Here is a 26195-nt window from a genome sequence, read left to right as displayed (position 1 = left end):
TGATGTGTACGGGGCACGGGCGACGAAAATACTACTTGTTGTGGGCGGGTAATGGCCCAGTATGGAAGATGTTGTAGGGCGGTGGTCAGACTTTCGTTTATTAAGACGGCTGTTGTGTCAGTGATGGCGGGTATCGCGTGATGATGTTCTGCATACGCTGTTTTCGGCAGGCAGATTTGCAAACAGAAGTTATGATGAAATTACAATTTGTATGAAATTTCTTCTAGCAAACCCAAAACAGGTTGGCAAATTCCGTTATCTGGCGGGCACTTACCCTTTAGCCCGTCATTCTGATTGACGCTTAGGCGATCACCGCGCACATTGCCGCCATGGAACCGACATTCACCGATTTTCTGATCCCGGAACCTGCGTTTTTCGGGCCGCTTTTCACAATGCTGGTGCTGGCACTGGTGTTGGATGCGGTGTTTGGTGATTTCCCGTGGTTGTTTTCGCGGATCGGCCATCCGGTGGTCTGGATTGGAAATCTGATTGCATGGTTTGAAAAACGCCTGAACCGCACAGAACGCCGCAATGCCGACCGATTGTTGCGCGGCACGTTGACAAGTCTGGTCGTCATTGCGATTGCGGCCGCTGCTGGTGGTCTTGTGCAGTTTGTGTCCTCACTTGGTGATGTTTTCAGGGCGCCTGAAGTTCTTCTGGTCGCGGTTTTGATCGCACAGAAGGGCCTTTATCAGCACGTCAAAGCCGTTTCTGTTGCGCTTAAGAAGGACGGCATCGCTGGCGGGCGCAAGGCGGTTTCAATGATTGTCGGGCGGAACCCCGACACGCTTGATGAGGCCGGGGTCAGCCGGGCTGCCATTGAAAGCTGTGCGGAAAACTTTTCCGATGGCGTGGTCGCGCCGCTGTTCTGGTATGTGGTTGGCGGGCCGATAGGCATATGCGCCTACAAGGCGATCAATACGCTGGACTCGATGATTGGTCATCGCAACCCTCGCTACCTTTATTTTGGTCGTTTTGCTGCGCGCCTTGATGATGTGGCGAATTTTATCCCGGCTCGGATTGCCGGTGGCGTGATTTGCTTTGCGGCGTTCCTCGGTTCGAAAACCAGTGGCAAGTCGGCGTGGCTGACCATGCTGCGAGATGCCAAAAAGCACAAATCCCCCAATGCCGGATGGCAAGAAGCGGCCTTCGCCGGTGCGCTTGAAATCGCTCTTGCCGGACCGCGCCAATATGGCAGCGAGGTTGTCGATGATCCCTATATTGGCAATGGTCGTCAGGATCTGACAGCACTTGATATCGACCGCGCACTTCGGCTTTTCACAACATCCTGTCTGATCAATGCGGCATGGCCGATTATTCTTAAAGTCGTCTGGGTCGGGCTATGAGTGCCGGGCAATACGCCAGCGACATCCCGTTGGGCTGTGAATTTCTTGACGGCATCCTGCAAAACCCGATCAACCGCCTTATCCTTGACCGGTTTGCCACACTCGGGATCAAAGATTGGTGGCTGACCGCCGGATGCCTTGCCCAGACCATCTGGAACATCAAGGCCAATCGCGCGCCGGATGCGGATATCGCCGACTATGATCTTTTTTATTTCGATCCCGATACGGCATGGCAGGCTGAAGATCGCGTGATCACGCAAGGTAGTGAATTATTTTCCGATATCGCAGTTTCGGTTGAAATCCGCAATCAGGCGCGTGTGCCGATCTGGTATCCGGAAAAGTTCGGTGTTCCCTATGGCGCCGTGCATGCCGCAAGCGACGGCATTGATCGATTTGCCTATCAGACAAGTGCGATTGGTGTGTGCAAAGATGCTGGCAAGGACGGGCTGGATGCCTATCGGATCTATGCGCCATTTGGCCTTTCGGCTGTCATGCAAGGTCGGGTGATCCCGAATACCGTTTTGCCGGTCAAAAAGGTCTATGAGGCCAAGGTCGCACGTTGGCAGAAAATCTGGCCAGATCTGATCATCTCACCTTGGCCAGCTGACGACGGTCAGGGGCAGGACGCTTAGTCGTTAACCTTGTTCATCCGCGCGATGGTCGATGTGGTGGAAAAACCGTCTTCAAGATTGGCCAGAACTACCTTGCCGCCATACGACTGAACGATCTCGGCCCCGACAACCTTGTCGATTGTGTAATCCGCACCCTTGACCAAAATGTCGGGCTTGATCGCCGAGATCAGCTCAATCGGGGTATCTTCACCAAAAATCACCACACCACTGACGGTTTCAAGCGATCCAAGCACAGCTGCACGTGCAGCCTCGGATTGAACCGGGCGGGCTTCACCTTTGAGGCGTTTGACAGACGCATCGGAATTCAATCCAACAATCAGGCGGTCGCAATGCGCGCGCGCTTGCTTCAGCAGGCTGAGGTGGCCTGGATGCAACAGATCAAAACAGCCATTGGTAAAGCCGACCGTATATCCCTTGCGCCGCCAACGTTCAGCGCGATCAACCATGCGATCAAGCGGCATCAGTTTGGCTTCGCCAATCATAAGGTCATGGTGATGCAGGGTCGAAATCAGCTCATCCGGATAAACAACCGCAGTACCGATTTTGCCAACCACAATTCCGGCCGCGACATTGGCGATGCGGGCAGCATCGGCAAGGCTTGAACCCGCTGCCACGGCAGATGCAAGGCAGGCAACCACCGTGTCACCGGCGCCGGAAACATCAAAGACTTCACGGGCTTCGGTTGGCAGATGCAAAGCCTCGCCATCCTGCGTCACCAACGTCATGCCGTCCTGACTGCGGGTAAGCAGGACATTTTCGATACCGCAGTCAGCAATGATCTTGCGTGCTGCGGCGACAGCATCCTCATCACTATTGATGGCGATTCCGGTTGCCGCTTCGGCTTCTGCGCGGTTGGGCGTAACGATCGTCGCCCCACGATAGATGCTGTAATCGTTGCCCTTGGGATCAACGATGATCGGTTTTCCGGCGGTACGTGCGGCTTCAATCGCGGCGGCCACAACATCGGGATGCAAAACGCCCTTGCCATAGTCCGACAGGATGATTGCCGCGACATCGGGTGCCAACTGACCGGCCAAAGCCGAAAGGTTGCTAATGGTCGCAGGTGCGATGTCGCTCGTTGTTTCGTTGTCTGATCGCAACAATTGTTGTCCGCCAGCGATATAGCGGGTTTTGATTGTCGTCGGGCGGTTGCGCTCAGACTGGATATAGGGCTCGACACCACTGTCATTGGCGACATATTCCATGACTTCCCGACCGGGCAGATCATCGCCAACAAGGGACAGGAACTGAACCGACGCGCCAAGGGCCGTGGCATTGCGCGTGACATTACCCGCGCCACCCAGCATCGCGCTTTCGCGTTCAACCCGGATGACTGGAATGGGGGCCTCGGGCGAGATGCGGTTTACAGATCCGTAGACAAACCGATCCAGCATGACATCGCCAATGCAAAGAACCTTGGCATTGGTCAGTTGGTCTACCTGTCGGGCCAGATGGCTAAGATCGGTCATGGTCACAGTTCTTTATTCTGTCAGAGTATTCAGGTGGCTTTGGTGGGGTGCCAGTTATTTTTTCGTCAGGCCAAGCGTGTGTTCAAGGGCACCGACCAGCATCTGGCCAATCTGGATATGCATTTCCTGAATACGGGCGGTGGTGTTGCTGGGCACGATCATCAGCGGGTCACACAGATCGACCATGTCGCCGCCGGTCTTGCCGGTCCAACCGGTTGCAATCAGGCCCATTTCCCTGGCCTTGGCCAGGCCAAGATTGACGTTCTTGCTATTGCCCGATGTCGAAATGCCGATCGCAACATCGTCGGGGTTGCCAAGCGCCTCAATCTGGCGTGAAAACAGGTAATCAAACCCGAAATCGTTACCAATGGCAGTCAGTGCGGAGCTGTCTGTGGTCAGTGCAATCGCCGGAAGGGCACGACGGTCATTGATGTAACGGACGGTGAATTCGGTGGCGATATGCTGGGCGTCTGCGGCAGACCCGCCATTGCCGAAAAACAGCAACTTGTTGCCGTCATTCAGTGCATCGGTGCAAATCTCGACCAGTTCGATAAAGGCATCGCGCGTGGCTTCGCGGGTCTTGTTGACCAGATCAAGATGCTCGTCAAACTCACTGTCGAAAAAGGCTTTGATATCCATGGGTAATTCAGATCCTGCTCGCTAAATCGTCTCAGCCGTGTTTTGCAATCAGATTGCGGAAATATTCGATGGTGGACCCCAATCCGGTCTCAAGACCCACTGTCGGCTCCCATCCATCCAGTGTATTACGTGCGAATGTGATATCGGGTTTGCGTTGTAAGGGGTCATCTGCGGGAAGATCCTTGAAAATCAGCTTCGATTTTGCTCCGGTCATCTCGATCACGCGTTCTGCAAGCTCTCGGATGGTGATTTCATAAGGATTGCCGAGGTTCATCGGTCCTGTGATCGACTTGTCTGTCGCCATCAGTCTTACAAAACCCTCAATCAGATCCGTGTAGAAGCAGAAGGATCGGGTTTGCTCACCATCCCCATAAATCGTAATGTCCTCACCCTGAAGGGCCTGAATGATGAAGTTCGATACCACGCGACCGTCCTGGGGATGCATGCGGGGGCCATAGGTATTGAAAATCCGGGCAACCTTGATTTCAACGCCATTCTGCCGATGGTAATCAAAGAACAGCGTTTCAGCGCAGCGCTTGCCTTCATCATAGCAGGCGCGCGGGCCAATCGGATTGACGTTGCCGCGATAGTCCTCGGTTTGCGGATGAATTTCGGGATCACCGTAAACTTCGCTGGTCGAGGCTTGGAAAATCCGGGCGCCGACGCGTTTGGCAAGACCCAGCATGTTGATCGCACCATGCACGCTTGTTTTCGTCGTTTGGACCGGATCGTGCTGATAGTGGATCGGCGATGCCGGGCAAGCAAGGTTGTATATCTCGTCCACTTCCAGATAGAGCGGGAAGGTCACATCATGACGCATCAGCTCGAAATGCGGATTGTCGAGTAGATGGACGATGTTGTCCTTGGTGCCGGTGAAGAAATTGTCAACGCACAGAACGTCATTGCCTTCATCAAGCAGGCGTTCGCACAGATGAGAACCCAGAAAACCTGCACCACCGGTCACCAAAACGCGCTTGCGTCGCCACATATCGTCTTTAACCCTATCGCTCTGATATCAAAACGGGCTGAAACTAGCAGCTTGGTTGGTGGAAAGCTACGACTTATGTTTTCGCCGACAAGTCTGAAATTGCCCGCGATTCACGTTTGGTTTCAATGTATATGAGTGCTAAATACATAACCTGTTAATGCACGGGCGTTATTGTGGTCTGGGCAGATTAATGGCTGTGATTCCGTCAAAACAATCTTCTGGTTAATGCATTCATGTCTGATAGCTCGATTCCATCGCCCGAAGCCTTCCTCGTTGACTATGTGCGACGCCTTGAGCGGCGCAAGGACGGTGTTGGCGCGATCCATGTGCATTTTTCCAAATTGCTGCCGTTTAATCGGCGTGATCATCATATCCGCACGGCCATCACTGCTTTTGAAGAAATCGTTCCCGAAGTCACCGGGCGCATTTTCACCCTGTCAAATCAGGATCTGATTTTCATCTTTGATGCTGCCGAGATGGACGAGGTGAATGCTGTCATCTTCCGGCTGAAATTCCTGTTTAATGACGATCCGTTGATCAGTGACGGCAAGGATGAAAGTGGTGCACCCGCGACCTTCACCGACTATTACGATGTTGGTCAGCAATATAAGGAATTCCTGCATCTGACCCAGATGTTGGTGCGTTCGAATGCCAATCGCCCAAAAATCGTCAGCAAGGCAGCTGAACGCCACAATGACCATCCTGAACTAAGCGATGATCGCATGCCGCTGACCCCGAAAATTTTGGGGCGTATTGATGAATCCCTGCGGCGGGCGGACCTGTCGAACCTGATGCGCCGTCAGGCGATTTGTGCTGTGGTCGGTGATGCGCACCCGACCCCGGTTTTCCATGAATTGTTCATTTCAATCAAGGATTTGCAGGAAACTCTGCTGCCAGATGTCAATGTGCTGTCAAACCGCTGGCTGTTTCAGCACCTGACAGAAATTCTTGATCGACGCATGCTTTCACTTTTGACCCGGTCCAATGATGCGTCGGTGACAGGGTCGGTGAGTATCAACCTGAACGTCTCGACACTGTTGTCCCCTGACTTTCTGACATTTGACAGTAACGTCAAGGCGGGCCAGCGCGGGACGATCGTTCTTGAATTACAGAAGATCGATATTTTTGCCGATCTCGGCGCATTCTTCTTTGCCCGCGATTTCTGTCGTGATCGTGGCTATCGCATTTGTATTGATGGCATCAGCTATCTGTCGCTGCCCTATATCAACCGCAACAAGCTTGGCGTTGATATGATCAAGATGCTGTGGGATCCGGAAATGGAAAACATGGATGAAGAGCATCGTGACGCAATGCGCGCTGCTGTGGCAGAGTCCGGTGATACCCGTGTTATCCTGTGTCGATGTGATGACGAACGCGCCATTAAATTCGGTCATTCGATCAACATCACCATGTTCCAGGGCCGCCACGTCGAGCATCTGATGAACGAGCGGACAAAAAAATAGCGCCGGATATCCAGCGCTATTGGGTGGTTGAGAAGTTTAAAGTTCTCCTCAGGTGTCTTCCTTGCCATCAATCCCGGCTTTTTCAAAGGTTGCCATGCCGGTGTGACATTCTGCAGATGCCCGCAAAAGCGGGATGGCAAGGGCTGCGCCCGACCCTTCGCCAAGGCGCATGCCAAAATTGATCAGCGCTTCCTTGCCCAGTTTCTCGATCAGGCGCGCATGACCGGGTTCTGCCGACACATGCCCGACCAGACAGTGATCAAGGGCATCCGGGCGCATCGCAGCCAAAACCGCCGCTGCCGCACAGGAAACATAGCCATCAAGCAGTACCGGAACCCGTGAAAAACGTGCGGCAATGATAGCACCTGCCATCGCAGCAATTTCGCGACCACCCACACAGCGCAAAACATCCAGCCCGTCATGCATCTGGTTTTTATGCAGGATGATGGCATCCCCTACGACGCGGGTTTTACGATCCAGCGTTGCGTCATCAATCCCGGTTCCGCGACCGGTCCAGTCAGAGGCATTTCCGCCATAAAGCGCATGGGAAATGGCGGCTGCCGATGTCGTATTGCCAATGCCCATCTCACCGGGCACGAACAGATCCAGTCCCTTTTCAATGGCGCTCATCCCAAAGGCCATGGCCTCGGCACAGGCTTCGTCATCCATGGCCGGTTCATTGGCAAAATCGTTGGTGGGCACTTCAAGCGCGACTTCCATCACGCGGAGTTCCGCGTCAACAGATTTGCAAATCTGATTGATTGCCGCCCCGCCATTGATGAAGTTTTCGACCATCTGCTGGTTCACGCTGGCCGGAAAGGCCGAAACGCCCTGGGCGACAACGCCATGGCTGCCGGCAAAGACCGTGACACGCGGGCGCGACATGCGCGGGCGCGAAGTTCCCTGCCATCCGGCGAGCCACAAGCTGAAATCTTCAAGCCGTCCAAGCGATCCGGCAGGCTTGGTCAATGTCGGTTCGCGTGCCGCAACGGCGGCCTGCGCATCCTGATCGACATCGGGAAGCTCAGCCAAAAGGGCACGAATTTCCTCAAGATTTTGCGGCGGGTGTTTCGGATTGAACATGTGGGTCTCCGGCTGGCGGCAAAGGCGCCTGGTGTGTTCCGCTTGGATTCCGCGATGGTAAGGATTAGGCTCGGAAACCAATTGTTTAGTGCGGTTCAGGAAGTCAGCCCAAACTAGGCCCGGGCGCAACAGATTGCCAGTTTGAAAATCGGAAATTTATGGTGTCCAAAGATCATAACCAAAACGAAACAAACATGCAAAGTGCAGATTCAGCCACCAAAGACGGCTTGGATGCAGGTCCTGAAGCGGGGCCTGATGCCACTAGAAAGGCTTCTCCGATTTCCGATTTCTGGCGGGCGCTGGCTTTGCTGAGCCGCGTACCGGTTGCCGGTACGCACGACTTTCGGGCCGAGTTGATCGCAAGATCGGTCTGGTCGTGGCCGCTGGTCGGTTTGTTGCTGGCCGGGTTTGCCATGTTGCCAGCGATGCTGGTCTATCAATTGACCGAAAATATCCTGATTTTCGCGATTATAGCCCTGGCAGGCATGGTGCTTTTGACCGGCTCGATGCATGAAGATGGCATGGCCGATTGCGCCGACGGGTTTGGCGGCGGGTTTGAACGGGCGCGTAAACTTGAAATCATGCGCGACAGCCATATCGGTACTTATGGGGTTGTCGCCCTGATTTTGTGTTTTGGGTTGCGCCTAGTCTTGTTATCTGCGGCCGGTGACGGTGGACAGGCTGCAGTTCTTTTTCTGGTCATGGCCATTACATCACGCGCTGCAATGCCGGTTGTGATGCACATCCTGCCCCCGGCGCGCGACAATGGTCTGGGCAAGGGGGCTGGAACACCAAATCTGATGATGGTCGGACTTGCTGTGCTTATCGCGGCCATCCTGTCCTTTGTCTTGGCGGGGTTGATAACCACCATCGCGGTTCTGGCAGGTGCCATGGTGGCCATCGGCGTTATGACAGCGGTGGCGAAATGGCAGATCGGTGGTCAGACGGGTGATGTGTTGGGTGCTACCCAGTTGGTCAGCGAGCTTTTTGTCGGGATTGCCTGTATCGCCGTCATCTGATCATCGGGCATAAGTAAAAAGGGGGAATAAACCCAATGAGAACAACACGCTGGTGGCTGGTGCGACATGCCCCGGTCAAAAATCCCAAACGGCTCGTTTATGGCCAAAGTGATATGCCTGCTGATCTTTCCGATCAAAAGGCGCTTGGCGCGCTTGCCGGGCAATTGCCAAGCGATGCCGCTTGGGTGACCAGCCATCTGTCGCGTACCCACGATACGGCGCGCAGCCTTCAGAGTTTCATGGATGTAGACGTTGCGCCACAGGGCGAAAGCGGTTTTGCCGAACAGCATTTTGGTGATTGGGAACTGCAGAACTGGAATGATTTGCCAAAGGGGGAAACAACGCGTTTCTGGACCGACTTTGCGCGTCAGACCCCCCCGAAAGGTGAAAGTTTTGCTGACGTTGTCGGGCGTGTTGGCCCGGTCTTTGGTCGATTAAATGATGCGCTTGCCGGGCGCGACATTGTGGCCGTTATTCATGGTGGCACGGTGCGTGCCATATTGGCCAATGCATTGGGCTTGTCGCTTGAAACGGCACTGGCATTTCATGTGGATACACTGGGTCTGACCACGCTTGAATATATCGACGAGGTCGACGAGCCGGGTTGGCGCGTGACCGCGGTCAATCAGCGATTTTAAGCAAACCCTGTTACGCAGAGGCCAGTTCGATGTCTGATGCCATGTCATCAAGTGCATGTTCGGCCAGATAGCGGTCGACCATGTCCGGGCTTAGGTCATGTTGTTCGCAAATATCGAAAACATCACGCAAATAGGCCTGGTAATAGGGAACCGGGCGGCTGCGTGATTTGGCGCGCAGCTTGGCAACATTGGGGAAGTCCCCGGCAAAGGACGCGCTTTCGATCACCTGAATGATGGTATCGTCAATGATGGCGGCCGGCATGCCGCAATATGTTTTGCCACAGGCTGACAGCATTTTGCTTGCGGTCGGAACGGAAATACCCGGCTGAGAAAGCAGTTCGTTCAGTTCCTCCTGCCCGAAATCGGCAATCGACATCAAGGTCACCAAAGTTGGCATATCGCGGACAAGCAGAGACAGCGCATTAACGCGGATGCCACGTTCATGGGACCAGATAATGGTCGCGATCACGCCCTTTGCGGCATCCTTTGCGAAGATTTCCCGAACATCGCGCCGTGCCATCGTGATTTCGCCCTCGTTGGCATATTCCTCGAGAAAGTCCTGAAAGGACTGATCCGGGACATTCAGGCGACCAAGCAAACCCAGCCACATGTCCTTGCGAGACGACGTTGTCCAGGTTGGCGCATTCAACTGTCGGATTTTCGATAGGTGAGAGCGTATAGCCATGTCTTCTTGCAAACTTCCTGTTTACCCCAAGAGTTTTGGCGCAGATTTTTCTGCTGCCAGCCGGGTGTTATGTTTTCGATCCCGGGTTTCGCCAGATAGCGGATTTTTCCGTCTCTGGGGACCAAATTCATTCATATGATCATCCCGGTCCGCCGGTTTGTTCTCTCATATCAGTTGCCGGGGTGATCATATGAATGAGTTTGGTCCCCACCCAGCGCAACGCTTTTGATGTTGGCTGAAATGGTATGACCGCTCAAGCAGACAATTCTTACAAATACTGACCTTCCGGTTAGGGTGTGGGGATCACGGGGCCTGCGGCCTAGAATGATCTTTGGCATTTTTGGCAAACCTGATAGGTTCGGCGCACCGTTCGGTGATGGGAAATCGGTGCAAGGCCGATGCTGCCCCCGCAACTGTATCGGGTTGGGAGATCCGGGTCGGCGCCGTGGCGCCAGACCAGCCACCGGGCAACCGGGAAGGCGGATCGCTTTCATGCCCGCAGCCAGGAAACCTGCCGAAGGTGTCACTATTCTTTGGAAGGTGGCGACGCAATCGGGCCTCGGTGGGAGGCCATGGCGAGGAAGAAACGGGATGACCCAGACTTTACCCCCCCATGTATCCCTGGGCGGGACGCATCTAATCCTTGGCGGGGCGCGATCCGGCAAAAGCCGGTTTGCCGAAAACATCATCAATCAGGCGGGCGGTGGAACATATATCGCAACCGGTCGGGCCTGGGATGATGAAATGGCCAGCCGCATTGATCTCCATAAAAAATCGCGCGGCGATCTTTGGCAGACACTCGAAGAACCGCTTGAACTCCGTTCCGCCTTGCAGACATGCAATGTTGCGCACGGCAAGCCTGTTCTGGTTGATTGCCTGACCTTGTGGCTGACAAATCTGATGCTGGAAGGTCGCGACATTGATGCCGAGATTAAGGCGCTTTGCGATCTGCTGCCGACGCTTGTTGTGCCAGTACTTTTTGTCTCAAACGAGGTTGGCTTTGGCATCGTGCCGGAAAATGCGATGGCGCGTACCTTTCGTGATCACGCCGGACGCCTGCATCAGCGGATCGCCGAGCAGGCAGACAAGGTCACACTTGTGGTGGCCGGCATTCCGATGCAGGTCAAATAGCAACATAAAGAATTGAATTTTAAGGATTTTAGAAATGGCACAATTGGGCAAAATCCCGGCAACCGTTATTACCGGTTTTCTCGGGGCGGGCAAAACAACCATGATCCGCAACATGTTGGAAAATGCCGATGGCAAACGCATTGCGCTGATCATTAATGAATTTGGCGATCTGGGCGTCGATCGCGGCATTATCAACGGTTGTGGCATTGAAGGCTGCGAAGAAGATGACGTTGTCGAACTCGCCAACGGCTGCATTTGCTGCACGGTGGCGGACGACTTTCTGCCAACCATCCAGGGCCTGATTGATCGTGACACCCCGCCTGATCATATCGTTATCGAAACATCGGGTCTGGCGCTGCCAAAACCGCTGGTAAAGGCGTTTAACTGGCCGGAAGTGCGGTCGCGGGTGACCGTTGACGGTGTGGTGGCCGTTCTTGATGGTGCAGCGCTTCGTGATGGACTGTTTGCCCATGATCATCATGCGGTACAGGCGCAGCGGGAAGCCGATGACAACCTTGACCATGAAAGCCCGCTTGAAGAACTGTTCGAAGAACAGCTTCACTGTGCCGATATGGTGGTTCTGAACAAGACCGACCTTCTGAGCGATGCCGAACGCGCCAAGGTCGAAGCCGATATCCGTGCAGAGCTTAAAAAACCGTCGGTCAAGATCATCGCGACCGATCATTCGCGGGTTGAAAATGCCATCCTGCTGGGATTGGGGGCTGCGGCCGAGGATGATCTGGATAGCCGCCCGAGCCATCATGACGACGGTCACGAACATGATCATGATGATTTCGACAGCTTTGTTGTCTCGCTTGATAAAATCAACGATCCGGCCAGCCTTGAAAAGCGCCTGATTGATGTCGTTCGCCAGTTTGACGTGCTTCGGATCAAGGGGTTCCTTGATGTGCCGGGCAAACCGATGCGCCATGTGGTTCAGGGGGTTGGCGAACGGTTCCAGCGCTATTTCGATCGCCCTTGGGCGGACGGGGAAACCCGCCGGTCCGAACTGGTGGTGATCGGCCTGCATGGTCTGGATCGTGTCGCGATTGAGGCTGCCATCAAGGCCGCCTGAACCAATTCGCTCTGATCAAGCTCACCTGAAACCGGATGGAACAGCCATCCGGTTTCAGCGTCCTTTTTTCACATAACGACGCAAGGATACGGATTCCCCGATGCATCTATTGGCAGCCCAGCCTGGAATGGTGACAGACGGCAGCGAGGCCGTCGACCTTGGACAGCAACCCGGCGATGTGGTGATCCTGTCAGCCGCCGAGTCTGAACTGGCCTGTCTGGCCGGGGCGCAGGGGCGTCTGGTAGATGCATTTGGCGCGGAAACTCCGTCCTTGCGTTTGGCAAGCTTGCTGCAACTTGGCCATAACATGTCGGTCGATCTCTATATTGACGATGTGGTGTCCGAGGCCAAATTCATCATCGTGCGCATTCTGGGTGGTCGCGGCTATTGGGATTATGGCATCGAACAATTGGTTGCGCTTGCGCGGGCCAAGGACATCCCATTGGTCCTGTTGCCCGGTGATGATCAACCCGATGCGGAGCTTTTATCCCTCTCGACCGTCAAGGGGCGCGAATATCAGAATATCTGGCGCTACTTGATTGAAGGCGGCCCGCAAAATTCCGAGAATTTACTTCGTCTTATATACGAAAAGCTCAATTCGCACGTGAACTGGAACTGGTCGCCAGCTGCTCCGTTGGTCAAGGCCGGGGGCTATTGGCCCGGAAAGCCGCAGGCAAGCCTTGATGAAATCCGCGCTAATTGGGTTGAAAATCAATCTGTTACGCCAATCATCTTCTATCGTTCGCTGGTGCAGGCTGCCAATCTTGATGTCATTGATGCGCTGGTTGAGGAACTGGTTGCCAACGGCCTGAATCCGCTGCCGATTTTTGTCGCCAGCCTCAAGGATCCGGTGGCAGCCGCCTTGGTCGAGGACTGGCTGGCCGAAACCAACGCAGATTTGATCCTCAATACCACCGGCTTTGCGATATCTGTTCCGGGTTCAGAACGAAAAAACGGTCCGTTTGATGCGGTGGATGCGCCGGTCTTTCAGGTGGTGCTTTCTGGTGGTGGCGAAGAAGCCTGGCGCGAAGGTGTCAACGGCTTGGCCGCACGCGATATTGCGATGAATGTCGCCCTGCCAGAGGTCGACGGCCGTATCCTTTCACGTGCGGTGTCTTTCAAGGGATCGGCAGGCAAGGATGACCTGACCCAGATTGATCTGGTGAAATACATCCCGGTGCGTGATCGCGTCGACTTTACCGCCAAACTTGCCGCCAATTGGGTGCGGCTGCGCAAATCCGATGTGTCATCGCGCAAGGTGGCGATGGTGATGGCGAACTATCCCAACAAGGATGCACGTCTTGGTAACGGGGTCGGGCTGGATACCCCGGCGGGCATGGTCGAGACGCTGCGTGCCATGCAGGGTGAAGGATACGCGATCAATGATCTGCCTTCTGATGGCGATGCCCTGATCGCGGCGATCAAGGCCGGGCCGACCAACGATTTCAAATCGCTTGCCGACCGTGAGATCCGCGTAACCCTGAAACGCGAAGATTATCAGTCTGCATTTGATGCCCTGCCAAAAACCATCCGCGATCAGGTGTTTGAGGCCTGGGGCGATCCAAAGAATGATCCGTTTTATCTGCCGGATCGGGATGCCTTTGCCCTTTCGATTCTGCCGATGGGCAATGTGGTGGTCGGTCTCCAGCCTGCGCGTGGCTATAACATTGATCCGCTTGAAAGCTATCACTCGCCCGATCTGGTTCCGCCGCACAACTATTTTGCGTTCTATATCTGGCTGCGCCATGTGTTTGGCGTGGATGCCATCATTCACTTTGGCAAGCATGGCAACATGGAATGGCTGCCGGGCAAGTCGCTGGCCCTGTCCGAGGATTGCTTCCCCGAGGCGGTCTTTGGCCCGACCCCGCACTTCTATCCCTTCATTGTCAACGATCCGGGCGAAGGTACGCAGGCCAAACGCCGCGCACAGGCGGTGATCCTTGATCATTTGACGCCGCCATTAACACGGGCGGAAAGCTACGGACCGCTTAAGGATCTCGAAGCGCTGGTCGATGAGTATTATGACGCCGCCGCGGTGGATCCCAGGCGCCTTGTGATCCTTAAACGCGATATCCTTGAACTGGCGATCCGCATTGGCCTTGATCGTGATTGCGGCATCGAGGCCGGTGAGGACGAAGAAAGCGCACTGGCCAAGCTTGATAACTATCTGTGCGAGCTAAAAGAGCTTCAAATCCGCGATGGCCTGCATATCTATGGCAAGGCCCCGGAAGGCGATCTTCTGACCGATCTTCTGGTCGCCCTCGCCCGCTTGCCGCGTGGGGCGGATACCGGGCCAAAGGCATCGCTTCATCGTGCGATTGCCAAGGATATTCTGGGTGATGCGGAATTTGATCCGCTCGATTGTGCCTTTGCCGAATTCTGGCCCGGGGACAAGCCTGAAGTGCTGGCCGCCTATGACGCGGAGAATATCGGTCCATGGCGCACCACGGGCGATACCGTAGAACGGATCGAACTTCTGGCCCGTGATCTGGTCAAGGGCACCGTTAAGGCCGATCCGGCATGGTCGGCCACATGTGACGTTATTTCTGATATCGAAACGAATATTCGCCCTGCGGTCACTGGCTGCGGCCCGGCTGAGATCGACGGTCTTTTGCGCGGCCTTGCCGGGAAGTTCGTCGAACCCGGCCCGTCGGGTGCCCCGACCCGTGGGCGGCCGGATGTCTTGCCGACCGGGCGTAACTTCTATTCGGTTGATACCCGTACGATCCCGACCCCGGCGGCGTGGCAGTTGGGCTGGAAATCAGCCGAGTTGCTGCTGGAACGCCATGTGCAGGATCAGGGTGAGTGGCCAAGTGCGCTTGGTCTGTCGGTCTGGGGAACCAGCAACATGCGTACCGGCGGTGATGACATCGCGCAGGCGTTGGCGCTGATGGGCGTGCGTCCGACCTGGGACAGCGCATCACGCCGGGTGACCGGTTTTGAAATCATGCCAGCATCGGTGCTGGGGCGCCCGCGTGTGGATGTTACGTTGCGCATCTCCGGTTTCTTCCGCGATGCCTTTCCGGGCTTGATTGACCTGTTTGACAGTGCGGTGCGTGCGGTGGCCGATCAATCAGATGAACCCGATGATATCAATCCGATCGCCGTCCGTGTGAAGGCCGAGGCCGAAAAACTCCGCAGCGAAGGTATGGCTGATGACGATGCCGCCCGACAGGCAGGATTTCGTGTTTTCGGGTCCAAACCCGGTGCCTATGGCGCCGGGCTGCAGGCGATGATTGACGAGAAACTCTGGGAAGACGAAGACGATCTTGCTGATGCCTATCTGGCTTGGGGCAGCTACGCCTATGGCAACGGGGCCGAGGGAACGTCGGCGCGTGGTCTGTTTGAAACCCGTCTCGCCAAGGTCGATGCAATTGTCCATAATCAGGATAACCGCGAACATGATCTGCTGGACTCTGATGACTATTATCAATTCGAAGGCGGAATGACGTCAGCAGTGCGCAGCCTTTCGGGCAAGCAGCCAACCGTGTATCACAGCGATCATTCCCGTCCGGAAAGCCCCAAAATCCGTACCCTGGAAGAAGAAATCGCCCGCGTGGTGCGGGCGCGCGTGGTGAACCCCAAATGGATCAAGGGCGTGATGCGCCATGGCTACAAGGGCGCGTTCGAGATGGCGGCAACAGTGGATTATCTGTTTGCCTTTGCCGCCACGGCACGCTGTGTTGCCGATCATCACTTTGATCTGGTCTATGATGCTTATCTGGGCGATGCCGATGTGCGCGGTTTTATCTCCGATCATAATCCTGATGCGCTAAAGGACATCAAGGATCGCCTGCGTGAGGCAATTGACCGCGGCCTGTGGCAGCCGCGGCGCAACAGTGTTTCCATCGATCTGGGGGCGTAACCGGTCAACCTTTGTTTGTTGTTGGAATCACGGGAATTTTACTGTCGGAACAAACCGGGCAGTTGAAACGTTACGTTTTCGCACCATATCTCAATTAACCAACTGTTAATAAGTTGTGAGGGACGGGGCACCCCTATCGGATCGCCTGCATGGGAAGCAGGTTGATTGAACAGATCGGAGGCCGCGATGGATATCAAGACCAACGTTCGTTTGCCTGATTATCTGCAAACCCCTTTGCCTGCCCATAACCGGCATGCAGATATCATCAACTTCCTGATTTCAGATTTTGACATGCCCGACTGGCTGCGTGCCGACTTGCACGGAAATGGTCGGTATCGCCCGGCGCGCGGTGCCATTCGGGCGGTCCTTGATGTCCGCGAACGCTTTAATGGCGTCCATCGCCCGGTGACATTTGATGAATTCCATGCCGGGATGGCAGAGCTTGCCCATCACCTTCCCGGCCCCGATCAGACCAAGTTCGAAATTAATGCCAAGGTGAAGATCTACTGGCGTTATCTGCAAGGGGTCGAACGTCAGGTCTGGCGCACCGCGATTGCCGTGGCCCATCTGCGTCTTGATCATTTCCCGGTGGTGCGTGACCTCAGAACCCTGATCGAACAGGTCGCCATCAGCCGCGACTGGCTGGAAAAACGTCTTGAAGTGGTCGAAAAAAGCTTCCAAAGCCCGACAGGTGCGCGAAACGACGCGGTCCGCAAGGCGCTTGATCGTTTGCGCCGTATGTCACCCGGTGATCGCCTGCAATTGTTTAACAAGGCACGGATGCGTCGCCCGGAACTGCGCAACATCGACATGCGCGAACCCGATAAATGGGCGGATCTGGTGACCAGCGACCTTGGCCTGACAACCGGCCAGGGCACCAATTGGTAAAACAGGCACAGTCAAATTGACTAGAAAGCGCGATCTTTGAGGTCGCGCTTTTTTGTTTGCAGGATTGTCTTGGTTTGCTCGCGCGGGCAAACTCACTGCCCACCACTTCAGGGCAGATGCATCGCGTGAAGAACTCAATTCCCAAATCCTTTTGTCTGTGGGCAGGCATTCTCCTCGGCCTGCTATCGCATGGGCCAGACGCACAGGCAGATGGCGCAAAAACATGGGCGCCCGTCCCGAACGGCCCGTTTCACTGGCAGCTTCAAGACACACTTGATGTCGATGACACTATTCGCGTGGTCGGGGCCGATCTTTTTGATACGTCGGCCGATCAGGTCGCAGCGTGGCGTGCCGCCGGGCTATATCCGATTTGCTACGTCAATGTCGGCGCGGTTGAAGATTGGCGCGAAGATGCCAAGGCGTTTCCCGGCGATGTTGTCGGCGCGCCCTATTGGGGTTGGGATGGGGAAAACTGGCTTGATATCGCGCGGTTTGAACGGTTTGCCACGATCATGGAAGCCCGTTTTGATTTGTGTCGTGACAAGGGCTTTCTGGCCATAGAGCCCGACAATATCGATGCCTTTGAAGCCGATCTTTCCAGCAAACCCACCGGATTTGCCATCACGCGCGAAGATCAGCTGCGTTATGTCGATTGGCTGGTGGATCAGGCGCATCAACGTGGCCTCGCCATCGGGCAGAAAAATGCTGCCGAACTTGTCCCCGATCTTGTCGATGACATGGATTTTGCCTTGCTGGAATCTGCCTATCGGCTGGGTTTCATGCATGAATTTGACGTCTATGTCTCGCAAGATAAGCCGGTTTTTGCCGTTGAATATCTTGACGAAGGGGTCAATGCCAACGCCTTTTGCCCGGTGGCGAAGGAACACGGATTTCAAGGGGTGATTGCGCGTCTCGATCTTGATCAAACACCGCAAAACTGCCCTTGATCCCGGTAGGACTTTCGCCGCATTCTGGGACGGCATTTCAAAGGGAAGAAACAATGACCGATAAAAGCCAGCCAGACGTCGATATCAATGCGCGCCATGATGAAAAGATGAAGAAAATCAAGGCTGCGCGCGACAAGATGATGGCCCAGAAGATCGATAAAAAGGGCCTGATCATTGTCCATACCGGCAAGGGCAAGGGCAAGTCATCCTCGGCCTTTGGCATGGCAATGCGGTGCGTTGGCCATGACATGAAAGTCGGTGTGGTTCAGTTCATCAAGGGCGGCTGGGAAACCGGCGAGGCCAAGCTTCTGAAAAAATTCCCCGATCTTTGTGAATTCCACGCGATGGGGGCTGGCTTTACCTGGGAAACCCAGAACCGCGCACAGGATGTCGCACTGGCGCGCGAAGCCTGGAACAAGGCATTGGAAATGCTGCGTGATCCCAGTTATTCGATGGTGATCCTCGACGAAATCAATATCGTGCTGCGCTATGATTTCCTGCCGCTTGATGACGTGCTTGAGGCATTGGCCAATAAACTGCCCGATCAGCACATCGTGCTCACCGGACGCAATGCCCCCGATACCCTGATTGAGGCCGCTGATCTGGTCACGGAAATGACCATGGTCAAACATCCCTTCCGCGAACAGGGCATCAAGGCACAGATCGGCGTCGAGTTCTGATCTGGCATTGGTCGCTTACAGGAAAGTTTTGAAACCGGAATGAGTGCGCAATCTGTTCCCGCCCTGATGCTGCAAGGTACCGGTTCTGACGTCGGGAAATCCTTGCTGGTGGCCGGGTTGTGCCGGGCTTATACGCGTCGGGGTCTTCGGGTACGCCCGTTCAAGCCGCAAAATATGTCAAACAATGCTGCCGTCACCGATGATGGTGGCGAAATCGGCCGGGCGCAGGCGCTTCAGGCGTGTGCGGCAGGTGTGCCAACGACGGTGCATATGAACCCGGTCTTGCTGAAACCACAAAGCGACATTGGCGCGCAGGTGGTGGTTCAGGGCAAGGTCCTGACCAGTGCGAAGGCACGCGATTATTACCGCCTCAAACGCGATCTGCTGCCCAAGGTGGTCGAAAGCTTCGAGATCATGGCAAGTGATGCCGATCTTGTGCTGATTGAGGGGGCAGGGTCACCTGCCGAAGTTAATCTGCGGGCCTCCGATATTGCCAATATGGGCTTTGCCGAGGCCGTCCAGGTTCCCGTCATCTTGGTCGGTGATATTGATCGTGGTGGAGTGATTGCCTCTATCGTGGGCACGCATGCGTTGCTGTCCGAGGATGATCGTCGTTGGCTTAAGGGCTATGTGATCAACAAGTTTCGTGGCGATGTGTCGCTGTTTGAACCGGCGACCGGCATCATTGCCGAAAGCTGTGGGCTTGAAAGTTACGGTATCGCAACGTACTGGCCAAATGCCTACAAGCTGCCCGCCGAAGACGGTGTCGCCCTGGAAAAGGCCGGGAAATATCATCGCAACACAGGGGATGAAGATGGTGCTGTCTTGCGCATTGCCGTTCCGCATCTGCCCCGTATTGCCAATTTTGATGATCTTGATCCGCTTGCGGCAGAGGATGATGTCGAGTTGCTGGTGATCAAACCGGGTCAGGTGATCCCGGGGGATTGTGATCTGGTGCTGTTGCCGGGGTCAAAATCGACCATGGCGGACCTCAGGTTTCTTAAGGAACAGGGCTGGGATATCGATATTCTGGCCCATCACCGCCGTGGTGGTCACGTGATCGGCATTTGTGGCGGGTATCAGATGCTGGGCCGCATGGTGCACGACCCTGATGGTGTAGAAGGTGAACCCGGAAGTGAGGCTGGCCTTGGCCTGCTGGATGTTGAAACCGTCATGGCAGGCGACAAGACGCTGCGTAAGACAACCGGTCTGACGGTTGGCGACAACGCCGTTCTTGCCGCCGGAATTGGGGTGGATGGCTATGAAATCCATATGGGCCGGACGGATGGGCCGGATCGGGTGCGAAGCTGGCTTGATCTCAATGGCACTCTGGATGGCGCGATCAGTGCTGATGGCCGGGTTCTGGGCTGCTATTTGCATGGGTTGTTTGGCAGTGATGACTTCCGCCATGCCTTTCTGTCGGTATTACGTTTGGGCGATGCACACCAAACGACGCATTTCGAGGCTGGCATTGACGCAGCCCTTGATGAACTGGCCGATCATCTTGAAGCCTGCCTTGATCTGGATGGCATGCTGGAACTGGCAAAAAGCCGCGCGTGACGGGGCTTGGTTAAGCTTTCTGTCAGACATGCCCATTACGTATAGCAAAATTGCACTTCTGGCTGCTTGAAGGGCTTTACTTCGCACGCGTTGCGTGGTTTGAGATATCTTGCAGTTCCGGGTTGGAAACGAACCGGCTTGGTTGCGGTTTCTGGAATGTTTGTGAACCCCTGGCGGGTCTTTGCAAAACGTTCATCTTGGTCGGGTATCTTCACGCACATGCGTCAGTTATATCATTTTTGGCTATCACCCTTTTCGCGCAAAGTCCGTCTGGTTTTGGCCGAGAAAAAGCTCGATTTCGAACTCACGGCCGAACCGGTTTGGGAACGGCGTGACGATTTCCTGCTGCTGAACCCGGCTGGCGAAGTCCCTGTGCTCAAGGAAGAAGACGGGTCGGTACTTTGTGATTCCACCGTCATTTGCGAGTACCTGGACGAGGTTTACGAGGACGAGCCGAAACTGTTTGGCGACAATCCAAAGCAGCGCGCCGAAATCCGCCGCCTTGTCGCGTGGTTTGATGGTAAGTTCAATCGCGAAGTTACCGAGCATCTGTTGGGCGAGAAACTGCTTAAAAGGTTCTTTGCAACCGGCACCCCCGATACCAAGGTTCTGCGCGCCGGGCGCACCAATGGCGCCTATCACATGGATTATATCGGCTGGTTGTTTGAACGGCGTAACTGGTTGGCAGGCGATCATTTGACCATGGCTGATCTGGCCGCCGCCGCACAGGTGTCGGTGATTGACTATATGGGCGATATCAACTGGTCAAAGCATCCGCGTGCCAAGGATTGGTACATGCGGATCAAAAGCCGCCCTGCCATGCGCGATGTTCTGGCCGATCGGCAGGCAAGTTTCCCACCCTCCAGCCACTATGCCGAACTGGATTTTGAATGAAGAATTCATCCATATCAGATGAATTCTACCCCGCCGGAGGCCTGAATACGGCCAGTTACGATCTTCGCTCTGATCTTGATCGCAGGATTTTTGAAGATCCCATTCCCTTCTATTCCCGTCTGGCCACCAGTCTTGCCCATGAAAATGGTGTGCTTGAACTCGGCTGTGGGACGGGCCGGATCAGTGCCGCGATTGCCAAACTTGGGATTGCGGTAGAAGGCCTTGACTTGTCACCCGCTATGCTCGATCAGGCACGCACCAATTACCCCGATCTGACATGGCATCTTGGCAATATGTGTGACTTTGATCTGGGGCGGCAGTTTGATCTGGTGATCATTCCGTTTCGCGGCCTGCAGGAAGTCACTGAAGCCGGCGATCAGCAACGTGCCCTTGAACGGGCCTTTGCCCATCTGAAACCTGGTGGGGCGATTGCCCTTGATCTGATGGACCCCGATCTTCGTTATTGCCTGCCCGAAGGTGACCCGGAACATGTCGAACTGCCGATCTTTCCGATGCCGGTGGGCGTCGGGCAGCCGGGCAGTCGGCTTCGTATTACCGCGATGGAACGCACCAATGATCCGCTGACCCAGAAGTTCAGCGAACATTGGCGGTTTGAGGAAATCAACGATCAGGACGATGTCATCCGGTGCGAGGATTCATGGCATCATCTGCGCTGGGTCCATCGCAGTGAAATGCGCCTGATGTTGGAACTGTCCGGTTTTGTTTCGATATCGGAATTTTCTGATTTTCAGGGCAATCCGCCGAAATATGCCAGCAATCAGGTCTGGATAGCAAAACGGCCGGACTGATGCCCGGCCGTTCGTGTCAGCTATGCTTGTGTCGATCGGTTATCTGATCAATTACCGGCAAATTTCGCCGCATTGGTCATGGTCGCAGCACGTTCATCAGCGGTCAGCGGTACCAGACCGTTATCGGCCAGAAGACCGTCTTCACCAATGACGGCTTCCGACACATAGGTCGCGATGAAGTCGTCAAGGGTCTGAACCAGTTGCTGGTGGTCATCCTTGACGTAAAGATAAAGGGCACGCGATGCCGGATAGCTGCCATCAAGGATGGTTTCATAATCCGGCGCAATCGCGTTGATCGGAACACCCTGCAGGCGTTCACGGTTCCGTTCGAGATTGTTAAAGCCCATCACACCATAAGATGTCGGATCTTTTTCAAGCTTGCTGATCACAAGGCGATCATTCTCACCGGCTTCGATATAGGCACCGTCTTCGCGCAGTGTCCGGCACAGAAGGCGGAAACTGTCGGGATCGGATGCCTCAAGGCTTGCGATATCGGAAAATGTCGCACAGCCCTTATCAAGCAACAGCTGGCCCATCAGATCGCGCGTGCCCGAAGTCGGTGGCGGGCCATAAACGCGGATTTTAAGATCCGGCAAGTTGGGATCAATATCGGACCATTTTTCATTCGGGTTCGGCACACTCGCACCCTTGACCGGAATTGTACGCGCAAGGGCCAGATAAAGCTGGCGGGCTGTCAATTCCATTCCCGGTGCTTCGCGCGAACCCAGCAAGACAATGCCGTCATAGCCGATCTTGATTTCGCTGATATTGCGCACAGAGTTTGCCGCGCAAATCGCGGTTTCCGAACCGGTGATCGGGCGGGATGCATCGACAATGTCGGGAAACTGTTCACCAATACCCCCACAAAACAGCTTGAACCCGCCGCCCGATCCGGTGCTTTCAACGACAGGTGCCGGTTCGCCGGTGGTCTTGGCGAAATGCTCTGCGACCTTGGTGGTCAGCGGAAAGATCGTCGAAGATCCGACAATCCTGATCTGATCGCGGGCCTCTGCGGCTGGCGATGCCAGAAGTGCCATCGATGCGGCAAGAGTAGCCAAGGCAAGCGTGCGACGCATATCGTCCCCCAAAACGTTTCCGGTGATGATCCGGTACATGGTTCTACCGGTCATATACAAGGAAATCGGTCACCGCGAACCTGTTTTCTGAACTGAAGGTTCCCCATCAGTCCGATCCGGTGCGAACATCCATCTTCTCTATATTCGCTTTTGCCGCGTCGGCAACAGGGGTTCCATTTGAAAGTTCTATGACAGTTAGCCAGTCTTTGCGTGCAAGATCCTTGTCGCCGGCGATCTGGTGCAGCTTTCCGCGCTCGAAAAGGGCCTGAACATTCTGGGGTTCCCGACCCAGAACCTGCTGGATATCAGTCATTGCCAAATCGTAACTTTCAAGCAGCCGCCAGGCGGAGGCACGATAAATCAGGGCTTCGGTATAGTCGGGTTTAAGATCAAGTGCGGCATTGAGGTCGTCAATCGCCTCCCAATACTGCCCGGCAAGGCCAAGCGCCATCGCGCGATCCACCCAAAGCTGAGGGTTGTTGGGCACAAGTTCCAGTGCGCGGCTTTGATCGCGCCAGGCGAATTCCAGGTTTTCGGCCATCATCCAGGCCTGTCCGGCCTGCGCCAGCATCCCGGCGACCACGCCGGGGCCGGCTGTGCTGTCCTTGGCAAGTGCATCAAGACGGGTGGCGGCTTCTTCATATTTGCCAAGCGATATGAGGGCCACGGCAACGCAATGGCGGGCCGGTTCCCCGCCGCCCAGATCACGCCAGGCAATGGCACTTTCAAAACCGTCTTCGGGTTTGAGCTGCGCCAGTTTGATGCAGTCGCGATATTGCTGGCTTTCTTCGCTCGTCATGCCGCCGTTGCTTTCGGTCTGCGCATGGGCATCAGACATGGTTGCAGCCGAAATGCCAACCAACCCCGCCAAACACAGCAAGCCTGTGGCGCGCGTAATGAACGAGGTCGCGGAAAGTCGTGACATGAAAAGCTCCGTCTTGGGCAAAATTGCTGGCAGACACCTTAAAAGATCAAACCCCGGATCCACCATGGTTGAATGCGCATATCTGAAAACTCACACTATGAAAACGGCAAGATGATGATAGTTGTTCCCGAAAGCGCGTGTTCCGGGAACAAAGCTTGGGCCAAAAGGTTTTGTCTGTGTGTGGCAAGGCCGTTACTGTGCCCGTCACACGAATTTGCGCTGACAAAAGGTGCCTTGATGACCAACAAGCTGTTCTGTTTCGGATTGGGATTTTCTGCCCGTCTTGTTGCCCGGAAATTGCTTTCAGAGGGCTGGAAAATTGCCGGAACCACCCGCAGTGCCGACAAGGCCAAACAGCTGAAGTCTGAGGGCATCGAACCCTTCATCTTTGCCGATGATAAACCGATTGCCGATATTGCGGGCGCGCTTGAGGGCGTGACACATGTACTCGCATCCGCCCCGCCTGGCGCGATGGGGGATCCGGTGATCCATCATCATGGGGGCGACCTTGCAGCCCTGCCAGAAGGCACATGGATCGGCTATTTGTCGACCACCGGGGTGTATGGCGATCGTGATGGCGCCGAAGTCACCGAGGACGATGACCTTTTGCCAAGTGGCAAGCGCGGGCGCAGACGTGTCGCGGCCGAAAAGGCTTGGTTTGACCTTGGCCGTCGTCATGGCCTGTGTGTGCAAAGTTTCCGTCTTGCGGGGATTTATGGCCCCGGGCGTAATGCGCTTGAAACCGTGCGGTCAGGGCGGGCACGCCGGATTGTCAAACCCGGTCAGGTCTTTTCGCGCATTCATGTCGAAGACATCGCCCAGACGGTTCTGGCATCCATCAAACAGCCCAATTGTGGTGCGGCCTATAATGTCTGTGATGATGACGCGGCCCCGCCACAGGATGTCATTGCCCATGCCTGTGGTTTGCTGGGGGTTGATCCGCCACCCGAACAGGATTTTGCCACAGCCAAGCTGAGCCCGATGGCGGCAAGCTTTTATGAAGACAACAAACGCGTTTCAAATGCGCGGATCAAACAGGAACTGGGTGTCAAGCTGCGCTACCCGGATTATCGGGCCGGTTTGATGGCGCTTCATGATGAAATATTGGCCAAATTGCAGGCCAGGGACGAGAATGTTTCATAAAACCGCATTCTTGACCACAATGGCGGGTCGTATATAACCCAAGAGCTTGCGGAAAATCATATCGCTGTCTGTTTGGGCACCATATGATTGTCCGCAGGATCAGTTTCGGCCCGGATCGGCCCGCGTTCCGAATCCCAAGGCCACCGAATACCGGCAAATGATGTGGGCATCGCCCGCATATTCCCGACCGGCAAGGAGAGAGCAAGCATGGATCGTCATATCGTAACCGTCTTTGGCGGCACCGGATTTGTTGGACGTCATATCGTCAAGCGTCTGCTTGAGCGTGGTTTTATTGTCCGCGTTCCGACCAGAAGCTTTGAGCGTGTCAAAAAGCTCAAACCGATGGGCAATCTCGGGCAGGTCGTGCCGGTCCATTGCGATGTGCGTGATGAAGACAGCATCAAGGGTGCACTCGAGGGTTCCGAAGCGGTGATTAACCTGCTTGGCATTCTCTATGAACGCGGCAGCAAGAATTTCCTCAACATTCACGTCAAGGCGGCCAAACGCATTGCCGAGGAAGCCAAGGCAGCCGGTGTAAAAACCTTCCTGCACATGTCAGCTCTTGGTGTGGATAAAAACACCTCGGCCAATTATGCGACCTCGAAGCTGGCCGGTGAAAAGGCTGTGCGCGAAGTCTTCCCGGATGCGGTGATTTTCCGTCCGTCGGTGATCTTTGGCCCGAATGACAATTTCCTCAACAAGTTTGCCACCATGGCGCGCTTCTCGCCGGTGTTGCCGGCGGTCGGTGCGCCGGGTCTGCCGAAAGTTGATCTGGGCGAAGGCAAGGTTGATCTGCACGGTGAAGGCGGTCCGAAATTCCAGCCGGTTTATGTCGGTGATGTTGCCGATGCCTTTATCACTGCACTGACCGAAGGCAAGTCTGCGGGCAAAACCTATGAACTTGGTGGACCGGAAACGTATTCCTTCATGGCGCTTTTGCAGGACATGCTGCGCATCACCCGTCAGCGGGCGATTCTGATGCCGGTTCCGTTCTGGCTGGCGTCGATCAAGGCATTCTTCCTGCAGTTCCTGCCGGTGCCGCCGCTGACCCCCGATCAGGTGCGTCTGCTGAAAACCGATAATGTTGTCTCCGAAGGTGCAGAAGGCTTTGCCGAGCTTGGCATTACACCCAACAGCCTCGAGGCTATTGCGCCGTCCTACCTCAAACGCTTCTGCCCGCCGCGCAAATCCGGTGAGTTCCGCCGTTTCGTCTAAGCCGGACAGATGATCAAAATTAAAA

23 protein-coding genes and 1 riboswitch are annotated in these 26195 nt (G+C 55.2%); of the genes, 16 read left to right on the top strand and 7 right to left on the bottom strand.

Annotated features, from left to right (window positions below):
• Positions 1-329: 329 nt before the first annotated feature.
• A complete protein-coding gene (gene cbiB, locus HED22_RS04745) occupies positions 330-1346 on the top strand; it encodes an adenosylcobinamide-phosphate synthase CbiB (RefSeq protein ID WP_217701857.1) in 1017 nt (338 codons plus the stop codon).
• Positions 1343-1978 (top strand): nucleotidyltransferase family protein, encoded by a 636-nt coding sequence (locus HED22_RS04740; RefSeq protein ID WP_167719678.1) that lies wholly within the window; start codon positions 1343-1345, stop codon positions 1976-1978. The genes cbiB and HED22_RS04740 overlap by 4 nt, the downstream gene beginning before the upstream one ends.
• Here HED22_RS04740 and rfaE1 read toward each other — a convergent pair.
• From rfaE1 to HED22_RS04725, 3 genes are read right to left on the bottom strand one after another with little or no spacing between them, the layout of a single operon-like run.
• Positions 1975-3447 (bottom strand): D-glycero-beta-D-manno-heptose-7-phosphate kinase, encoded by a 1473-nt coding sequence (gene rfaE1 / locus HED22_RS04735; RefSeq protein ID WP_167719676.1) that lies wholly within the window; start codon positions 3445-3447, stop codon positions 1975-1977. The two genes, HED22_RS04740 and rfaE1, sit on opposite strands and share 4 nt — an antisense overlap.
• A 54-nt stretch (positions 3448-3501) precedes the next feature.
• Entirely contained in the window at positions 3502-4086 is a 585-nt protein-coding gene (locus HED22_RS04730) for a D-sedoheptulose 7-phosphate isomerase (RefSeq protein WP_167719674.1), read from the bottom strand.
• A 31-nt stretch (positions 4087-4117) separates the two neighbouring features.
• Positions 4118-5074, bottom strand: a complete 957-nt coding sequence (locus tag HED22_RS04725; protein WP_167719672.1) for a UDP-glucuronic acid decarboxylase family protein — start codon at positions 5072-5074, stop codon at positions 4118-4120.
• 233 nt (positions 5075-5307) lie between these two features.
• Here HED22_RS04725 and HED22_RS04720 point away from each other — a divergent pair, with 233 nt between their 5' ends.
• Entirely contained in the window at positions 5308-6537 is a 1230-nt protein-coding gene (locus HED22_RS04720) for a hypothetical protein (RefSeq protein ID WP_167719670.1), read from the top strand.
• 48 nt (positions 6538-6585) lie between these two features.
• Here the strand turns inward: HED22_RS04720 and cobT are convergent, their stop codons facing one another.
• The gene (cobT, locus tag HED22_RS04715) at positions 6586-7620 is read right to left on the bottom strand and encodes a nicotinate-nucleotide--dimethylbenzimidazole phosphoribosyltransferase (RefSeq protein ID WP_167719669.1); all 1035 of its coding nucleotides are present in this window, start codon (positions 7618-7620) and stop codon (positions 6586-6588) included.
• Positions 7621-7814: 194 nt separating this feature from the next.
• On the opposite strand from cobT, the gene cobS reads away from it, so the two are divergent.
• Both cobS and HED22_RS04705 read left to right on the top strand, forming a co-directional pair.
• The gene (gene cobS, locus HED22_RS04710; protein ID WP_254869774.1) at positions 7815-8639 is read left to right on the top strand and encodes an adenosylcobinamide-GDP ribazoletransferase; all 825 of its coding nucleotides are present in this window, start codon (positions 7815-7817) and stop codon (positions 8637-8639) included.
• A 35-nt stretch (positions 8640-8674) separates the two neighbouring features.
• Positions 8675-9277: a histidine phosphatase family protein gene (locus HED22_RS04705; RefSeq protein WP_167719665.1), complete on the top strand. Its 603-nt coding sequence runs from the start codon at positions 8675-8677 to the stop codon at positions 9275-9277.
• A gap of 10 nt (positions 9278-9287) precedes the next feature.
• Here HED22_RS04705 and HED22_RS04700 read toward each other — a convergent pair whose 3' ends face one another.
• Positions 9288-9962, bottom strand: coding sequence for a hypothetical protein (locus tag HED22_RS04700; protein ID WP_254869772.1), 675 nt, complete (start codon positions 9960-9962; stop codon positions 9288-9290).
• 342 nt (positions 9963-10304) lie between these two features.
• A riboswitch (cobalamin riboswitch) is annotated at positions 10305-10496 on the top strand.
• 57 nt (positions 10497-10553) lie between these two features.
• On the opposite strand from HED22_RS04700, the gene cobU reads away from it, so the two are divergent.
• The 9 genes from cobU to HED22_RS04655 all read left to right on the top strand — a co-directional run bounded on the left by cobU (position 10554) and on the right by HED22_RS04655 (position 21811).
• Complete coding sequence (gene cobU / locus HED22_RS04695) at positions 10554-11093, top strand: bifunctional adenosylcobinamide kinase/adenosylcobinamide-phosphate guanylyltransferase (RefSeq protein WP_167719663.1); 540 nt, start codon at positions 10554-10556, stop codon at positions 11091-11093.
• Positions 11094-11127: 34 nt separating this feature from the next.
• On the top strand, positions 11128-12168 hold the full coding sequence (gene cobW, locus HED22_RS04690) for a cobalamin biosynthesis protein CobW (protein WP_167719661.1): 1041 nt from the start codon (positions 11128-11130) through the stop codon (positions 12166-12168).
• 100 nt (positions 12169-12268) lie between these two features.
• The gene (cobN, locus tag HED22_RS04685; RefSeq protein WP_167719659.1) at positions 12269-16033 is read left to right on the top strand and encodes a cobaltochelatase subunit CobN; all 3765 of its coding nucleotides are present in this window, start codon (positions 12269-12271) and stop codon (positions 16031-16033) included.
• A gap of 186 nt (positions 16034-16219) precedes the next feature.
• On the top strand, positions 16220-16921 hold the full coding sequence (locus HED22_RS04680) for a hypothetical protein (protein ID WP_167719657.1): 702 nt from the start codon (positions 16220-16222) through the stop codon (positions 16919-16921).
• 125 nt (positions 16922-17046) lie between these two features.
• Complete coding sequence (locus HED22_RS04675) at positions 17047-17868, top strand: endo alpha-1,4 polygalactosaminidase (RefSeq protein ID WP_368484472.1); 822 nt, start codon at positions 17047-17049, stop codon at positions 17866-17868.
• Positions 17869-17921: 53 nt separating this feature from the next.
• Complete coding sequence (gene cobO / locus HED22_RS04670; protein WP_167719653.1) at positions 17922-18548, top strand: cob(I)yrinic acid a,c-diamide adenosyltransferase; 627 nt, start codon at positions 17922-17924, stop codon at positions 18546-18548.
• A gap of 39 nt (positions 18549-18587) precedes the next feature.
• Positions 18588-20108 (top strand): cobyric acid synthase, encoded by a 1521-nt coding sequence (locus tag HED22_RS04665; protein WP_167719651.1) that lies wholly within the window; start codon positions 18588-18590, stop codon positions 20106-20108.
• A 219-nt stretch (positions 20109-20327) separates the two neighbouring features.
• A complete protein-coding gene (locus HED22_RS04660) occupies positions 20328-21002 on the top strand; it encodes a glutathione S-transferase family protein (RefSeq protein ID WP_167719649.1) in 675 nt (224 codons plus the stop codon).
• Entirely contained in the window at positions 20999-21811 is an 813-nt protein-coding gene (locus HED22_RS04655) for a trans-aconitate 2-methyltransferase (RefSeq protein WP_167719647.1), read from the top strand. The genes HED22_RS04660 and HED22_RS04655 overlap by 4 nt, the downstream gene beginning before the upstream one ends.
• A 47-nt stretch (positions 21812-21858) precedes the next feature.
• On the opposite strand, the gene HED22_RS04650 is transcribed toward HED22_RS04655, so the two are convergent.
• Positions 21859-22941 carry a substrate-binding domain-containing protein gene (locus HED22_RS04650; protein ID WP_217701856.1) on the bottom strand — a complete coding sequence of 361 codons (1083 nt, stop codon included), beginning with the start codon at positions 22939-22941 and terminating at the stop codon, positions 21859-21861.
• Between the two features lie 52 nt (positions 22942-22993).
• Positions 22994-23812, bottom strand: a complete 819-nt coding sequence (locus HED22_RS04645; protein ID WP_167719645.1) for a tetratricopeptide repeat protein — start codon at positions 23810-23812, stop codon at positions 22994-22996.
• A 237-nt stretch (positions 23813-24049) separates the two neighbouring features.
• On the opposite strand from HED22_RS04645, the gene HED22_RS04640 reads away from it, so the two are divergent.
• Positions 24050-24955 (top strand): SDR family oxidoreductase, encoded by a 906-nt coding sequence (locus HED22_RS04640; protein ID WP_167719644.1) that lies wholly within the window; start codon positions 24050-24052, stop codon positions 24953-24955.
• Positions 24956-25162: 207 nt separating this feature from the next.
• Positions 25163-26170 (top strand): complex I NDUFA9 subunit family protein, encoded by a 1008-nt coding sequence (locus tag HED22_RS04635; protein ID WP_167719642.1) that lies wholly within the window; start codon positions 25163-25165, stop codon positions 26168-26170.
• Positions 26171-26195: the final 25 nt, after the last annotated feature.

The sequence above is a fragment of the Thalassospira sp. HF15 genome, assembly GCF_011806525.1.
GTDB lineage: Bacteria > Pseudomonadota > Alphaproteobacteria > Rhodospirillales > Thalassospiraceae > Thalassospira.
The sequence above is the reverse complement of the archived record's forward strand: the minus strand, read 5'-3'. Positions and strand labels throughout refer to the sequence as shown.

Bases quoted from the DNA above. Each gene is read 5' to 3' on its own strand.
- cbiB (WP_217701857.1), top strand. From the start codon at position 330: ATGGAACCGACATTCACCGATTTTCTGATCCCGGAACCTGCGTTTTTC.
- HED22_RS04740 (WP_167719678.1), top strand. From the start codon at position 1,343: ATGAGTGCCGGGCAATACGCCAGCGACATCCCGTTGGGCTGTGAATTT.
- rfaE1 (WP_167719676.1), bottom strand. From the start codon at position 3,447: ATGACCGATCTTAGCCATCTGGCCCGACAGGTAGACCAACTGACCAAT.
- HED22_RS04730 (WP_167719674.1), bottom strand. From the start codon at position 4,086: ATGGATATCAAAGCCTTTTTCGACAGTGAGTTTGACGAGCATCTTGAT.
- HED22_RS04725 (WP_167719672.1), bottom strand. From the start codon at position 5,074: ATGTGGCGACGCAAGCGCGTTTTGGTGACCGGTGGTGCAGGTTTTCTG.
- HED22_RS04720 (WP_167719670.1), top strand. From the start codon at position 5,308: ATGTCTGATAGCTCGATTCCATCGCCCGAAGCCTTCCTCGTTGACTAT.
- cobT (WP_167719669.1), bottom strand. From the start codon at position 7,620: ATGTTCAATCCGAAACACCCGCCGCAAAATCTTGAGGAAATTCGTGCC.
- cobS (WP_254869774.1), top strand. From the start codon at position 7,815: ATGCAAAGTGCAGATTCAGCCACCAAAGACGGCTTGGATGCAGGTCCT.
- HED22_RS04705 (WP_167719665.1), top strand. From the start codon at position 8,675: ATGAGAACAACACGCTGGTGGCTGGTGCGACATGCCCCGGTCAAAAAT.
- HED22_RS04700 (WP_254869772.1), bottom strand. From the start codon at position 9,962: ATGGCTATACGCTCTCACCTATCGAAAATCCGACAGTTGAATGCGCCA.
- cobU (WP_167719663.1), top strand. From the start codon at position 10,554: ATGACCCAGACTTTACCCCCCCATGTATCCCTGGGCGGGACGCATCTA.
- cobW (WP_167719661.1), top strand. From the start codon at position 11,128: ATGGCACAATTGGGCAAAATCCCGGCAACCGTTATTACCGGTTTTCTC.
- cobN (WP_167719659.1), top strand. From the start codon at position 12,269: ATGCATCTATTGGCAGCCCAGCCTGGAATGGTGACAGACGGCAGCGAG.
- HED22_RS04680 (WP_167719657.1), top strand. From the start codon at position 16,220: ATGGATATCAAGACCAACGTTCGTTTGCCTGATTATCTGCAAACCCCT.
- cobO (WP_167719653.1), top strand. From the start codon at position 17,922: ATGACCGATAAAAGCCAGCCAGACGTCGATATCAATGCGCGCCATGAT.
- HED22_RS04665 (WP_167719651.1), top strand. From the start codon at position 18,588: ATGAGTGCGCAATCTGTTCCCGCCCTGATGCTGCAAGGTACCGGTTCT.
- HED22_RS04660 (WP_167719649.1), top strand. From the start codon at position 20,328: ATGCGTCAGTTATATCATTTTTGGCTATCACCCTTTTCGCGCAAAGTC.
- HED22_RS04655 (WP_167719647.1), top strand. From the start codon at position 20,999: ATGAAGAATTCATCCATATCAGATGAATTCTACCCCGCCGGAGGCCTG.
- HED22_RS04650 (WP_217701856.1), bottom strand. From the start codon at position 22,941: ATGACCGGTAGAACCATGTACCGGATCATCACCGGAAACGTTTTGGGG.
- HED22_RS04645 (WP_167719645.1), bottom strand. From the start codon at position 23,812: ATGTCACGACTTTCCGCGACCTCGTTCATTACGCGCGCCACAGGCTTG.
- HED22_RS04640 (WP_167719644.1), top strand. From the start codon at position 24,050: ATGACCAACAAGCTGTTCTGTTTCGGATTGGGATTTTCTGCCCGTCTT.
- HED22_RS04635 (WP_167719642.1), top strand. From the start codon at position 25,163: ATGGATCGTCATATCGTAACCGTCTTTGGCGGCACCGGATTTGTTGGA.